The sequence below is a fragment of the Nocardia sp. NPDC050412 genome, assembly GCF_044458825.1.
Lineage (GTDB): Bacteria > Actinomycetota > Actinomycetes > Mycobacteriales > Mycobacteriaceae > Nocardia.
This window is the reverse complement of the sequence record NZ_JBITIJ010000011.1, coordinates 30,322-45,671: the sequence shown is the minus strand read 5'-3', so window position 1 is coordinate 45,671 and position 15,350 is coordinate 30,322. Positions and strand designations below refer to the sequence as shown.

The window sequence follows — 15,350 nt, the reverse complement described above, 5'->3', positions numbered from 1 at the left end:
CCCGCAAGGGCTACGGGCGACACCACAACAGCAGAAAGAGAGCAGGATTCATGGGTTTCGGCAGGGCGGCCGCGCCGAAGAGAACCAAGTCGGGACGGCGGGGCACGCCTCGTGGTTGGCGGAATCGAATTCTGGCTGTCGGTGCCGCGGCGTTGGCGCTACCGATCGCCGCAGGCGTGACGGGCCCGACCGTTGCCTTGGCCGCGCCGGTGCACGGCCCCGCGCTGCGGACGCCGTCGGGCGGCTTCGAGGACCTGATGGTCCCGTCCCAGATGGGGCCGATCAAGGTCCAGGTGCAGTGGGCAGCGCGCGGCGGTAACGCGGCGCTGTATCTGCTCGACGGCTTGCGGGCACGTGACGACCGCAATGCGTGGTCGTTCGAGACGAACGCCCTCCAGCAGTTCGGCAACGACAACATCTCGCTGATCATGCCGGTCGGCGGCCAGTCGAGCTTCTATGCCGACTGGTACAGCCCGAGCAACACCAACGGCCAGAAGACCACCTACAAGTGGGAGACCTTCCTCACCAGGGAACTCCCCGCCTTCCTCGAGGGCTACGGTGTGTCGCGCACGAACAACGCGGTTGTCGGTCTCTCGATGGGTGGTTCGGCCGCGCTGGCACTGGCCGCCTATCACCGCGACCAGTTCAAGTACGCCGCGTCCTACTCCGGCTACCTGAACATCTCCGCGCCGGGTATGCGTGAGGCGATCCGCATCGCGATGCTGGATGCCGGCCGCTACAACGTGGACTCGATGGCCGCGCCGTGGAGCTCGCAGTGGCTGCGGATGGACCCGTTCGTCTTCGCGCCGCAGCTGCGTGGTCTGCCGATGTACATCTCGGCGGCCAGCGGTCTGCCGGGGCAGTACGACAACCCGAACTCGGCTGTCGGCTACTTCAACACCGCCAACGGTATGGCGCTGGAGGCGCTCTCGCTGGTGAACACCCGCGCGTTCCAGTCTCGCCTGGGCTCGCTCGGCATTCCGGCCACGTTCGACTTCCCGGCCGCGGGTACCCACTCGTGGAAGTACTGGGAGGGTGAGCTGTGGAACTCCCACAACGGCATCCTCGACGCCACCGGCGGTTGGTGAGCTGAGGGTCTAGACGCCGAACGGCGCCATCTGCTTCCGAACGGAAGCAGATGGCGCCGTTTCGCGTTTGAAGGCGGAAAAGCCTATCCGCGTGTCTACCGGCTACCGCGCCGCAACCGGGGTAGGAAACACATGTGGCAGCACTCGCATTCGGCAGACGGGGGCGGCGCGGGCGGCGTGACGGGCGTGTGGCCCGCGGCCGGGTCGCGCTGCTCGCCATCGCCATCGTGATCCCACTCGCATCCAGCATTTCCCCGGCGACCGCGCCGGCAAACGCCCAGCCCGCCGTCGCTGCGGCCGTCGGCGCGACGATGCAGCGGGTGGTGTGGCTGACCGATCGACGGGTCGCGCTGTGGATCAATTCACCGTCGATGGCCAACCCCATCCAGGTGCAGCTGCTGCTGGCCCGGGATTGGAACACCCACCCGGAGGCCAGGTTCCCGGCCCTGTTCATGCTCGACGGTCTGCGGGCCACCGAGGAGGAGAGCGGCTGGACCCACGACGCCGGTGCGGTGGATTTCTACGCCGATAAGAACGTCACGGTGGTGCTGCCGGTCGGCGGTCAGTCCAGCTTCTACTCCGACTGGCTGCAGCCGGACAACGGTCGCAACTACAAATGGGAGACCTTTCTGACCAAAGAACTTCCGCCGCTACTGGAGAGCCAGTGGCGGACCACGGAGGTGCGTGGCATGGAAGGCATTTCGATGGGCGGCACGGCCGCGATGTTCCTGGCCGGACGCAATCCGAACTTCGCGAAATACGCCGCGTCGTACTCCGGCGTGCTGACCACGACCACCCTCGGCATGCCGCAGGCGATCCAGTTCGCCATGCACGATGCGGGCGGCTTCGATTCGGCCGCCATGTGGGGTCCGCCCGGCGGCCCGGAATGGGACAGCCACGACCCATATGCGTTGGCGGACAAGCTCAAGGGCGTCAGCCTGTATATCTCCAGCGGTAACGGCTCGACCGGGCCGTTCGACCAGGCCAGCGGCATTCCCGGGGTAAGCACCAATTACGCGGGCATGGGCTTGGAGATCCTATCCCGGCTGACCTCGCAGAACTTCGTGACCAAACTCGCCAAGCTCTCCATCCCCGCCCAGGTGAATTACCGTCCCTCCGGCACGCATTCGTGGCCGTACTGGGATTTCGAAATGCGGCAGTCCTGGCCGCAGGCCGCCGCCGCGCTCGGGGTCGACCCGAACAAACCGCCGTGCCAGACCGGGGGCGCGATCGCCGCGCTGGCCAGCGGCAACGGCTGGCTCGGTGAATGCCTGACCGGTGAGTACCCGGTGGCGGGCGGCATCGCGCAGGACTTCAAGGGCGGTCGGGTCTTCTATTCGCAGGCCGACGGGGCGCACGCGGTCGGCGGCATGATCGGCGGCGGCTACCAGGCCGCGCTCGGCCCGAGCGGTTCGCTCGGCCTGCCCGCCGATGGCGAGCGCGGGCTGCCGGATGGCCGCGGACGCATGCAGGCCTTCCAGAACGGCCTGCTCTACTGGACTGCGCGAACCGGCGCCCAGGTGGTGCGCGGCGCCATTCTCGACGAATGGGGCAGGCAGGGCTTCGAGAGCGGTCCGGCCGGATATCCCACCGGGCCGGAGACCAAGGCCCCCAATAAGGACGGTGTAGTCCAGCCCTTCGAAAACGGCCCGCTCTACTACAGCGCGAAGACCGGCGCACATCATGTGCAGGGGATGATCCTGGGCAAGTACGCCGAATTGGGTTATGAGAACAGCCAACTCGGTTTCCCTACCGCCGCCGAGGCCCCGAGCAAGGATTTCGGACGCTACAGCAAGTTCGAGGGCGGAAATATCTACTGGAGCCCGCTCTCGGGGGCGTGGGCGGTGCGTTCGGGTCCGATCATGGATATGTGGTCGGTGGTCGGCTATGAGAACGGCCGGCTCGGGTATCCGACCAGTGACCAGTTCGCCATTCCCGGCGGCACCCAGCAGAATTTCCAGACCGGATTCATAACCGTGCACGATGGCAAACCCGAAGTTCACGGTATTTGATTCCAACCGGTCTGTTTGCTGACCGACTGCACCTATGGTTGGCTTTCCTCTAGCCTGGGTGGCGACCCGACCCCTTAGTGAACAGATCGAGGACACGAATTCATGCATCGGACCCGCGGAAAGGTTATCGGCGTAGTCGTGGGGATCGCCGCTACCGGCTTGCTCGCCGCTTGTGGCAATAACGATTCGACGGCCACGAGTACGCCGACTCTGTCGCACACCACGACGGCGGCGCCCACCCCCGCCTCGACCAGCGCCGCTGCGACCGGTCAGCCGTCGCAGGCCCCCGAGACGCCCACCGATACGGCGACGCCGGAGCGTCCGCAGCCCGTCCCGACCAATGCCGCCCCCGAGGACACCTCGAAGCTCACCGACAAGGACAAGAAGTTCCTCGACGCGCTCAAGGCCGCGGGCATCACCCCGTCCACCCCGGATATCGCGCTGAGCATCGGCTCCTACGTCTGCCAGGGCATCGCGGCGAATGCCTCCGATCAAGATCTGATGACCTTCGTCTCGGCCATGGCCGGATCGGATCCGTCCTTCGATCCGGCGAAGATGCCAGTGGAGAAGGCCGGAAGGATCTACATCGATACGGCTAAGGCGACGTACTGCCAGTGAGTGCGCGTCTCGGTTCGGCCTCCCGCCGGCCCCGAAAACCGGCGGGATGTCTGCTCTTCATCGGTCTGGTGGTGCTCGTCCTCGTCATCGCGCTGCTGCTGTGGTTCGTGCTCGCCGGTCCACTGCGCAAGCCGAAGCCCGGCCCGAAGCCGCCGCCACCGCCGACCTCCCAGCCGGCCTGGTGTCCCGATGTGCAGATGATTTCGATACCCGGTACCTGGGAATCGAATAGCAACGACGATCCGCACAATCCGACGGCCAATCCGATCTCGTTGATGCTCAACGTCTCCGGGCCGGTATCGCAGCAGTTCCCGGAGGGACGGCTCGATGTCTATACCGTTCCCTACATCGCGCAGTTCTCCAATCCGATCGCGATTCCGCCGGACGGTCAGCAGTCCTACAACAACAGCCGCTCCGAGGGCTGGCAGCGTGCGCTCGACGCGATGTCGAATCGGTACCGCGACTGTCCGCTGACCACGTATGTGCTCGCCGGGTTCTCCCAGGGCGCGGTGATCGCGGGCGATATCGCCAACCAGATCGGCGTGGGCAAGGGGCCGGTACCCGCGGACAAGGTGCTGGGCGTCATGCTGATCGCCGACGGTCGCCGCACCGGTGACACTGGGCCGGGTCAGGCCATCCAGATCGGCACCGCGCCCGCCGGAGTCGGCGCCGAGATCGCGCTCAACGGGTTGAAGGTGCCCGGGATCACGATGACCGGCGCAAGGGAAGGTGGTTTCGGCTCGCTCGCCGATCGCACCTACACCATCTGCGCGCCGGGTGATCTGATCTGCGATTCGCCGCACGACGCGTTGAGTCCCCTGAACATCGTGGGCAGCGTGCTGACCCTCGTCCGCGCGGTGGGCAACCCGGTGCACAGCCTCTACAACGGTTACGTGGTGGACGGCGATGGCACCACCGCGACACAGTGGACAGTGAACTGGGCCGAAGGTTTGATCGAAGCAGCGCCCCACCCGGCGCATGCTTGACCGCCTCCCCGGGCCTTTACCGGTCATGGGAGCCTCGACAGTGCCGTCGCGGACCGACGGTCGAGTGCGGGTGAGCCGCTGGGCGTACCCGGCGAGTTACCCATGGGCGCACGAAATCAGTTGTTTCCTTGGTGACCGGTCACATGAAACCCGCCTGATCGCGGTGCTAGTGACGCAAGCCCGGGCAACTACACACCACAACGCTGTAAAGTGCGCCTGATGATCGCGATGCCGGCCCTCGAGCCCCCAGAAGTGTGGGCACGATGCGGCCGGGCGTCGCGCCCACATTTCCTTACAGCCAGGAGCATGAGTTCATGACAGAAGCCGCCGCTAGCGATCGCTTGCGGGTCGCTCGAAACGGCACTGCACCGGCCACCACGGCGGGCCCTGACGCGGATGCCGAGTTGACCGCGCTGGGTACTCCGCTGCGGCCCTTCCGCTTCGCGGCCGCGGGCGAGGGAAATAAGCAAGAGGGCGGGGCCAGGAAGTTCGTCCAGACCGCGCAGACGGCCGAGGAATACGGCTTCGACACCTTCGTCGTGCCCGATCACCTGGGTGACCAGATCGGCCCGATCGCCGCACTCGGTGCGCTGACCCAGGCCACCGAGCGGATCCGGCTGGGAACCTCGGTGCTGGCCAATGGTTTCCGGCATCCGGTGGTGCTGGCCAAGGACCTGGCCACCATCGACGTGCTGTCCAAGGGCCGCCTCGAGGTCGGCATCGGCGCGGGCTGGAAGCAGGACGAATTCGTCGCCGCTGGTCTGCCGTACGAATCGCCGGGTGTGCGCCTTGCGAAGTTGGACGAGACCCTGAGCATCCTCGATGTGCTGCTGCGTGGCCAGGAATGCACCTTCGAGGGCAAGTACTACCAGGTGCACGGTGTCAAGGGCACGCCACGGCCGCGGCAGGGCCCGCGCCCGCCGATCTGCACCGGCGGCGGCGGCCCGAAGATGCTGCGACTGGCCGCCAAGCACGCCGATATCATCTCGGTCGTTCCGGTCACCACCAAGAACGGCAAGGGACTGCTGTCCGGGATCACCTTGGAAAAGACCATCGAGAAGGTGAACCTGATCAAGGAAGCCGCGGGTGAGCGTTTCGCCGATATCGAGCTGAACTGGGCCATTACCGCGATCGTCATCACCGACGATCGGGAGAAGACCGCCGAGATGGCGTTGTCGGCCATCGATCGTGGACTGCACCCGGACCTCGAGGTCGACGTAAAACTGTCGGTCGAGGAAATCCTCGCCTCGCCCTATGTGGCGATCGGCACATTCGAGGAGATCGCCGAACAGATCCGTCAGGTGCGGCAACTCACATCGATGTCCTATGTCGGTGTGTTCCCAACCCAGATGGACGCGTTCGCGCCGATTATTCCGCTGCTGCGGGGGGAGTGACCCGGTCTTCTCTGTAACATGACTCTGGTTTGAGAACATCTAGCCGATAGCGGTCTACCGCGCAGACCGCAATAAAATCTGCAGGCTGGCTCTTGCATGTAGAGCACCCGCGGGCGATAGCGAGTCGGGGCCTCACAGGTAACAGCGGCGTTGTCGCCGTCTTGCTGCGTGTGCCTCGGAGGAGATGAAGGAATGGAAGAGACTTTCGACGATTACCTGGATGAGACCGGGAACATCCGTATTCCCGATGATCACACCCTGGTGGACCACGTCGAGAAGCACACCCGCAACGACGCGAACACCCTCGCGTACCGCTACATCGACTATTCGCGCGAGCGTGACGGTGAGGCGCAGGAGCTGACGTGGCGTGAGTTCGGTATTCGGCTGCGCGCGGTGGCCGCTCGACTGCAACAGGTGACCAACCCAGGTGACCGGGTCGCGATCCTCGCCCCGCAGGGCCTGGATTACGTGATCTCCTTCTTCGCCGCGATCTACGCGGGCACCATCTCGGTGCCGCTGTTCGACCCGGACGAGCCGGGCCACACCGACCGCCTGCACGCGGTGCTCGGCGACTGCGAACCCTCGGCCATTCTGACCGCGAGCTCCTCCGCGGCCGGTGTGCGCCAGTTCTTCCGCTCGCTGCCCGCCGCCCAGCGTCCGCGCATCATCGCGGTCGACGCGATCCCGGACGCCGTTGGCGAGAGCTGGGTGCGACCCGATGTCGCCGTCGATGACATCGCCTACCTGCAGTACACCTCGGGCTCCACGCGCGTCCCGGCCGGTGTCGAGATCACCCACCGGGCGGTCGGCACCAATCTGCTGCAGATGGTCGACGCGATCAACCTGGACTGGAACTCGCGCGGTGTCACCTGGCTGCCGCTGTTCCACGATATGGGCCTGCTGACGGTGATCCTGCCCGCGGTCGGCGGCAAGTACATCACCATCATGTCGCCGAGCGCGTTCGTGCGCCGCCCGTACCGCTGGATCAAGGAACTGGCCGCACACAACGACGGCGCCGGAACCTTCGCCGCCGCACCGAACTTCGCCTTCGAGCACGCCGCCGCGCGTGGTCTGCCGAAGAACGGCGAATCGCTGGACCTGTCGAATGTCATCGGCCTGATCAACGGCAGTGAGCCGGTGACCACCTCGTCGATGAAGAAGTTCAACGATGCGTTCGCCCCGTACGGCCTGCCCAAGACCGCGATCAAGCCCTGCTACGGCATGGCCGAGGCGACGCTGTTCGTCTCCGCGACCAAGGCCGAGGACGAGGCCAAGGTCGTCTACGTCGACCGCAACGAGCTCAACGCGGGCCGCATGATCAGGGTCGAGCAGGGCGCCGAGAACGCCATCGCTCAGGTCTCCTGCGGTTATGTCGCGCTGTCGCAGTGGGCCGCCATCGTCGATCCGGAGACCGTCGATTCCGACGGCGGCGGGCACGAGCTGGCCGACGGTCAGGTCGGTGAGATCTGGCTGCACGGCAACAATATGGGCATCGGCTACTGGGGTCGTCCGGACGAGACCGCAGCGACCTTCCACAACAAGGTCGCCCACCGCCTGTCCGAGGGCAGCCACACCGAGGGCACCGCGCTCGACGCCAACTGGATGCGCACCGGCGACTACGGCGTGTACTACGAGGGCGAGCTGTACATCACGGGTCGGGTGAAGGACCTCGTGATCGTCGACGGCCGCAATCACTACCCGCAGGACCTCGAGTTCTCCGCGCAGGAGGCCTCGAAGGCGCTGCGCCCCGGTTTCGTTGCCGCGTTCTCGGTGCCCGCGAACCAACTGCCCGCCGAGGTATTCGAACAGGGCAGCCATTCCGGCCTGAGCTTCGATGCCGACGACGCCTCCGAGCAGCTGGTCATTGTGGCCGAGCGCGGACCGGGCGCCGGTAAGGCCGACCCGCTGCCGATCGGCGACGCGGTCCGCGCGGCCATTTCCCAGCGCCACGGCGTGACCGTGCGCGACGTGCTCTTGGTCCCCGCTGGTTCGATTCCACGGACCTCCAGCGGAAAGATCGCTCGACGCGCCTGCAAGACTGCTTATCTGGAGGGAACGCTGCGGGGTGGTTACACCCAGCAGGCCTTCCCCGATGCACCGGAAGAGTAATTGCCCGAGGGTGGCTCGATCCGAATATCGACGCTCGGCGTGGCTTTCCACGCCGGGGGTCGATTCACGGCGTGCCCGGTACGCAGACAGGTAGCTTGAGGAACTGATGGCTGACAACGAGGGCACGCCCGACCAGACGACCGAGATCGTGCCCGCCGATGCGGACGCGGTCGATACCACTGACGCCGGGCAGGCTTCGCCACCCGCCGCGACGACCGATATGTCGGTCGCGGAGCTGCGGGAGTGGCTGCGGCGCTGGGTAGCCGACGCGACCGGTCAACCGATCGAGCAGATCACGGTGGACCGGCCGATGGAGGAGTTCGGGCTGGCCTCACGCGATGCCATCGCCCTCGGCGGTGATATCGAAGAGCTGACCGGTGTCGTGCTGACGGCGACGGTCGTCTATCAGCATCCGACTATCGCGTCGCTGGCCGAGGTCGTCATCAATGGTGAGCCGGAGTTGCCGGAGGAGTCGGGTAACGACTCGTTCTACACGGCCGGGTACCAGCCGGGCGATGCGCACGACATCGCGATCGTCGGCCTGTCCACCCGGCTGCCCGGTGCGGGCGATACGCCGGAGTCGACCTGGGAATTCCTGATCAACCGCGGTGACGCGATCCGGGAGCGCCCAGAGGGGCGTTGGGACGAGTTCACCGACGACCCGGCGGTGGCCGCGAAGGTCGCCGAGGGCAACACCTTGGGCGGCTACCTCGACCAAGACGTAGTCAAGGGCTTCGATGCGGAGTTCTTCGCTATGTCTCCGATCGAGGTCGAGCGGGTCGATCCGCAGCAGCGCTTGATGATGGAGCTGGTCTGGGAAGCATTGGAGCACGCCAGGATTCCCGCAAGCGAGCTCAAGGGTGAGTCGGTCGGCGTTTTCGTCGGTACTTCTACCAACGACTTCCAGTTGGTGTCCGCCCTCGGCTTGGGCCAGTCCGATCCGAGTGCACCTGCCTCGGCCGATGCGTATGCGCTGACCGGTGGGTCCTCGGCCATCATCGCCAACCGGATCTCCTACTTCTACGACTTCCGTGGCCCCTCGGTCGCTGTCGACACTGCTTGCTCGTCCACGCTGGTCGCGGTGCACCAGGCTGTGCGCGCGCTGCGTTACGGTGACGCCGACGTGGCACTTGCCGGTGGTGTGAACATGTTGCTCGCGCCAGCGATCACCCTCGGCTTCGACTCGATCGGCGCGTTGGCGAAGAACGGCCGCATCAAGGCGTTTTCTTCCGATGCCGACGGCATCGCCCGGTCCGAGGGCGCCGGTCTGGTGGTGCTCAAGCGGCTGGCCGATGCCGAACGTGATGGTGATCGCATTCTCGCGGTGATCAAGGGCTCGGCGATCAATTCCGATGGCCGGTCCAACGGCATCGTCGCACCGAACCCGGATGCGCAGGCCGATGTACTGCGCCGGGCCTATCGGGATGCGGGCATCGCGCCGTCCACGGTCGACTACATCGAGGCCCACGGCACCGGCACGCTGCTCGGTGACCCGATCGAGGCCGATGCGCTCGGCCGGGTGGTCGGTCGCGGTCGCGACGACGACAAGCCCGCCCTGCTCGGCTCGGCGAAGACGAACTTCGGGCACCTGGAGTCCGGTGCGGGCGCTGCCAGCCTGGCCAAGGTGGTCATGGCGTTGCAGAACAACGTACTGCCGCCGAACGTCAACTACGCCGGGCCGAACCCGTATATCCCGTTCGAGCAGGCTCACCTGAAGGTCGTCGACGAGCCGTCGGAATTCCCGCGCTACAGCGGTACCGCGACCATCGGTGTTTCCGGCTTCGGTTTCGGTGGTACCAACGCCCACGTTGTCATCCAGGAATACAAGCCGACTTCGGCTGCGGCTGACCAGAACGAAACCCTCGGCTCGGATCACGAGACTACGGATCTCGTCGCCGAGGTCGATGAGGCGGCAGACCGGAACCAAATGGTCGACACGGACTACGAGACCACAGATGTGGTAGCGGAGGCCGACGAAATAGTCGCCGAAAGTGCCGAGCAGGTCGCGGCAGACGTAGCGGCCGTTGCGGAATGGGCGTCGACCGAGCGGGCCGAACCGCTGCCGGTGATCCTTGCGGTGTCGGCCTATCTGCCTTCGCGTCGCCGCCGCGCTGCCGCGGAACTGGCCGACTGGCTGGAGACGGAGAAAGGCCGCGACACTCCGCTCGAGGATGTGGCGCGCGCGCTGGCCAAGCGTAGCCATTGGCGTTCACGTGGCGTGGTCATCGCCAAGACCCATGAAGAGGCCGTTGCCGGTCTGCGTGCGATCGCCGCGGGCAAGCCCGGGGCCGGTGTGTTCATCGCGGACGCGCCCGCCGTGCAGGCCCCGGTCTGGGTGCTGTCCGGATTCGGTGCGCAGCACCGCAAGATGGGTAAGCAGCTCTATCTGGAGAATTCGATCTTCCGCAAGACCGTCGACGAGGTCGACGAGCTGGTGCAGGACGAGGCCGGGTATTCGGTGCGCGAGATGATCCTGGACGACGCCCAGGATTACAACGTCGGCACCTCGCAGGTCGGCATCTTCACCATTCAGATCGGTCTGGCCGCACTGCTGCGTGCGCACGGTGCGCGACCCGATGCGGTGGTGGGCCATTCGATGGGTGAGGTGGCCGGGGCCTACATCTCCGGTGGTCTCGTGCTCGAGGATGCGGTGCGCGTGATCTGCGCCCGCTCGCGCCTGATGGGCGAGGGCGAGGCGATGATCAGCGATGACGATGTGCGCAATATGGCGCTGGTCGAGCTGAGTGCCGCCGATGTCGAGACGCTGCTGGTCGACTATCCGGATGTCGAATGCGCGGTGTACGCGGCGCCGACGAATACCGTGATCGGCGGTCCGCAGGATCAGGTCGCGGCGATCGTGGCGAAGGTCGAGCAGGCGGGCAAATTCGCCCGAGTGCTGCAGACCCGGGGCGCGGGACACACCTCGCAGATGGATCCGCTGCTCGGCGAGTTGGCGGCGGAGCTGGCCGGTATCGAGCCGACCAAGTTGACGGCGGGACTGTATTCGACCGTCAACAAGGAAGAGTTCTACCGGCCCGGCAGCGACCCGGTGCACGATGAGGACTACTGGGTCAAGAACATGCGCCACTCGGTGTACTTCACCAATGCGGTGAAGCTCGCAGTGGACAACGGCCACACCACCTTCTTGGAGTTGGCGCCGAATTCCGTTGCGCTGATGCAGGTTCTGGGCACGACCTTCGCGGCGGGTGTGCACGATGCGCAGCTCATCCCGACCCTCAAGCGCAAGGAAGACGAGTCGGCGGGCGTAATCTCCGCGCTGGCACAGCTTTACGTGCACGGACATCGTGTCGATCTGCCGTCGCTGCTGCCCGCTGGCGACTACGCCGATATTCCGCGGACCGCGTTCCTGCGCAAGCAGTACTGGCCGAAGGCGAAGATGGCCGGTGGCAGCGGCAATGCCCGGGTGCCCGGTGCGCATGTCGCGCTGCCGGACGGCCGGCACGTGTGGGAGGTGCAGGCCTCAGCCGTCACCGATCTCGCGGCGCTGGTGAAATCCGCTGCGACACAGGTACTCAGCGACGTGTCGTTGGGCGCTTCGGTCCCGCACGCGGTGCTGCCGAACACCGGAACACTGACCACCACGCTGATCCCGCACCTCGGCGGTGCGTCGGTGCAGGTGCATGCGCGCGAGGGCGCGAACTTCCAGCTGCTGTTCGAGGCGGTCGTCGCCTCGGGTGCGCCGCTGCCCGAACCCGTTGTCGCAGCCGCGGTTCCGGGGACCGAGGTCGCGAGCACCGGGGATGCCGATCTCGAGGTCGTCGAAACCTTCGGTGAGCGTTGGGATCCGGCGGGTACGCAGCCCCTGGAGGAGCGGCTGGCGCTGATCGTCGCCGAGTCGATGGGCTATGCGGTCGAGGATCTGCCGATGGAGATCCCGCTGATGGAGCTCGGCCTCGATTCGCTGATGGCCATGCGCATCAAGAACCGGGTCGAATACGAATTCGATATTCCGCAGCTGCAGATTCAGGCCGTGCGCGATGCCAACCTGAACGAGGTCGGCAAGGTGCTGCGCTATGCCATCGAGCACCGTGACGAGGTGCAGGCGATCGCCGATAAGCAGGCGGCCGGTGAGGAGATCGCGGTCGACGGCGGATTCATCGCTGCGGCGCGCGCGGCGGTCGCGGCAGGTGCAGATCCGGCTGCCGCGGTGGCTGATGCTGCTGGTGCCGAAGGGGTTTCGCTCGATGCCGAGAACACTTCGGTGCAGGCGGAGGCCGAGAATATTGTCGTTGAGGCGGAGACGGCTGCCGGTATCACCGGTGCTGCCGCTGGTACCGCCGCGCCTGCCCCGGCCACTCCCGAGCAGGCCGCTGCGGCCCAGGCCGACCATGCCGACCAGGCCGCGATCGAACGCGCTCTGGATACCGAGAACACGACCTCGGTCGGCGCGGCCGAGGCCGTGGCTGCTGCCGCGGCTCCCGCCGACGCCGCCGCGATCTTCGGTGGGCAGCCCGCCGGTGCCGACGAGGACGATGTCCCGCCGCGCGATGCCGCCGAGCGATTGACCTTCGCTACCTGGGCGATCGTGACGGGTAAGTCGGCGGGTGGCATCTTCAATACCCTGCCGATCCTCGAAGAAGAGGTTGCCGAGAAGTTGGCGACGCGACTGACCGAGCGGGTCAAGGCCGAGGTGACCGTCGATGATGTGCTCGACTGCGAGACCATCGAGCAGCTCGCCGATATCGTGCGCGAACTGCAGAACAGCGGTGCCGATGTGGATGGGTTCGTGCGTCCGCTGCGGGTGCGCGCCGAGGGTTCGAATGCGGTGCCGGTCTTCGTATTCCACCCATCGGGCGGCAACACACTGGTCTACGAACCGCTGCTGAAGCGGCTTCCGGCCGATACCCCGATGTACGGTTTCGAGCGCGTCGAGGGCGATATCGCCGCGCGGGCACGCCAATACCTGCCCGAACTCCGCAAGATCCAAGGCAACGGTCCGTACGTGCTGTACGGCTGGTCGCTCGGCGCGGTTTTCGCTCTGCAGGTCGCGCAGCTGCTGCGCGCCGAGGGGGCCGATGTGCGCGTCGTCGGCCTGATCGACCTGGCCATCCCGACCGAGGGCGAGAACAACAGCCCGCAGGAGCGGGTCCGACGGATCCAGCGCTATCAGGCCTTCGCCAAAAAGACCTACGGCGTGGAAGGTGAACTCCCGCAGGAGCAGTTGGAAGAGCTTGCCGCGGCCTCGGACGAGGAGCAGTTCAAGATGGTGTCGGATCTGATCAAGATCAGTGGCACCAAGATTCCCGGGGGTGTGCTCGAGCATCAGCGCACCTCGTGGATCGAGGGACGCCACCTGGCCAAGACCACGCCGAGTCACTACGACGGCGATGTGGTGCTTTATCTCGCCGATCGCTACCACGACGGCATGATCGAGTTGGAGCCGCGGTACGCGGATCGTCGACCCAATGGTGGTTGGGATGAATACATTCCGAACCTCGAGGTTATTCATATCCCGGGTGACCATCTCCAGATCGTTGACGAGCCGAGGATCGGAAAGATCGGAGCCGACCTCACCGCGAGACTTGCTGTGATTGCCCCTTAGGGGTGCGTGCAACCTGATGAGAGGGTCGAAGTGAGCACTACTGCCGAGAAACTTGCCGATCTGCGCAAAAGACTTGAATTAGCGCAGGAACCGGCGGGCGAAGCGGGGGTGGCGAAGCGGGCTAAAAAGGGAATTCCGAGCGCCCGCGACCGGATCAATATGCTGCTCGATCCGGGTACCTTCGTGGAAATCGGTGCGCTGGTGCGCAAGCCGGGCGATCCGACGGCACTGTACGGCGACGGCGTGGTCACCGGGCACGGCCTTGTCGAGGGCAGGCCGGTGGCGGTTTTCTCGCACGACCAGACCGTCTACGGCGGTTCGGTCGGGGAAATGTTCGGCCGCAAGGTTGCCGCGGTCCTGGAGTTCGCGACCAAGGTCGGCTGCCCGGTGGTCGGCATCAACGATTCCGGCGGCGCCCGGGTGCAGGAGGCGGTGACCTCACTGGCCTGGTACGCCGAGCTGGGTTCCCGCGCCGAGCCGCTATCGGGCATGGTGCCGCAGGTTTCGATGATTCTCGGCAAGTGCGCGGGCGGAGCGGTGTACGCGCCGATCAATACCGACGTGGTGGTGGCCACCGGCGAGGCCTACATGTTCGTCACCGGGCCCGGCGTTATCCGGGAGGTCACCGGCGAGGATGTCAGCCTCGAGGAACTCGGCGGCGCCAATAGCCAAGCGCAGTACGGCAATATCCATCACGTCGCCGATGATGAGCAGTCCGCGTTCGAATGGGTGCGCGCGTATTTGGGCTTCCTGCCGACGAGCTGCACGGAACGGCCGCCGATCGTGAATCCGGGTCTGGAGCCGCAGGTCACCGAATCGGATCTGGAACTGAATTCGATTGTCCCGGACTCGGATAATGCCGCGTACGACATGCACGACATCCTGTTGCGCATATTCGACGACGGTGATTTCCACGAGATCGGCGCCACGGCGGGGCGCAATGTCATCACCGGATTCGCCCGGGTGGACGGCCACAGCGTCGGTGTGGTCGCGAATCAGCCGATGGTGTACGCCGGTGCGCTCGATGCGAGGGCCTCGGATAAGGCCGCGCACTTCGTGCGGATGTGCGACGCGTTCGAGATTCCACTGGTATTCGTTGTCGACACACCGGGATTCCTACCCGGTGTGGAACAGGAGAAGATCGGCGTCATTAAACGCGGCGGCCGCTTCCTGTTCTCCTATGTCGAGGCCACCGTGCCGAAGGTGACCGTGGTTATCCGCAAGTCCTATGGCGGCGGATACGCGGTGATGGGTTCGAAACAGCTCGGTGCGGATGTGAATCTGGCCTGGCCGACCGCGCGGATCGCGGTTATGGGCGCGGAAAGTGCGGTCAGCCTGATCGGCCGCAAGCAGATCGAAGCGGCGCCGGAGGATCAGCGCGCCGCGGTGCGTCAGCAGATGATCGACTTCTACAACGCGACCATGGCGACCCCGTGGGTCGCGGCCGAGCGCGGCTATATCGACGCCGTCATCGAGCCGTCGACCACCCGCCTGGAACTGCGTCGCGCCCTGCACCTGCTGCGCGATAAGGCACTCATCCGCAACCCCCGCAAACACCACCTCCTGCCGCTCTGACGGGT

The 15,350-nt window shown here is 65.8% G+C and carries 8 protein-coding genes; all 8 read left to right on the top strand.

Features of this window, described 5'->3' with window-relative positions; translation table 11 throughout:
- Window positions 1-50: 50 nt before the first annotated feature.
- Complete coding sequence (locus ACIBI6_RS28195; protein ID WP_364349467.1) at window positions 51-1,088, top strand: alpha/beta hydrolase family protein; 1,038 nt, start codon at window positions 51-53, stop codon at window positions 1,086-1,088.
- A gap of 134 nt (window positions 1,089-1,222) precedes the next feature.
- On the top strand, window positions 1,223-3,100 hold the full coding sequence (locus ACIBI6_RS28190; protein WP_396958353.1) for an alpha/beta hydrolase-fold protein: 1,878 nt from the start codon (window positions 1,223-1,225) through the stop codon (window positions 3,098-3,100).
- A gap of 102 nt (window positions 3,101-3,202) precedes the next feature.
- Complete coding sequence (locus ACIBI6_RS28185; RefSeq protein ID WP_364349473.1) at window positions 3,203-3,718, top strand: DUF732 domain-containing protein; 516 nt, start codon at window positions 3,203-3,205, stop codon at window positions 3,716-3,718.
- Complete coding sequence (locus ACIBI6_RS28180) at window positions 3,715-4,704, top strand: cutinase family protein (RefSeq protein WP_396958352.1); 990 nt, start codon at window positions 3,715-3,717, stop codon at window positions 4,702-4,704. The genes ACIBI6_RS28185 and ACIBI6_RS28180 overlap by 4 nt, the downstream gene beginning before the upstream one ends.
- Before the next feature lie 314 nt (window positions 4,705-5,018).
- Window positions 5,019-6,098, top strand: a complete 1,080-nt coding sequence (locus tag ACIBI6_RS28175) for an LLM class F420-dependent oxidoreductase (protein WP_396958351.1) — start codon at window positions 5,019-5,021, stop codon at window positions 6,096-6,098.
- 192 nt (window positions 6,099-6,290) lie between these two features.
- A complete protein-coding gene (fadD32, locus tag ACIBI6_RS28170; RefSeq protein ID WP_364349479.1) occupies window positions 6,291-8,207 on the top strand; it encodes a long-chain-fatty-acid--AMP ligase FadD32 in 1,917 nt (638 codons plus the stop codon).
- Between the two features lie 106 nt (window positions 8,208-8,313).
- Complete coding sequence (pks13, locus tag ACIBI6_RS28165) at window positions 8,314-13,770, top strand: polyketide synthase Pks13 (RefSeq protein WP_396958350.1); 5,457 nt, start codon at window positions 8,314-8,316, stop codon at window positions 13,768-13,770.
- Window positions 13,771-13,800: 30 nt separating this feature from the next.
- The gene (locus ACIBI6_RS28160; protein ID WP_364349485.1) at window positions 13,801-15,345 is read left to right on the top strand and encodes an acyl-CoA carboxylase subunit beta; all 1,545 of its coding nucleotides are present in this window, start codon (window positions 13,801-13,803) and stop codon (window positions 15,343-15,345) included.
- Window positions 15,346-15,350 lie beyond the last annotated feature (5 nt).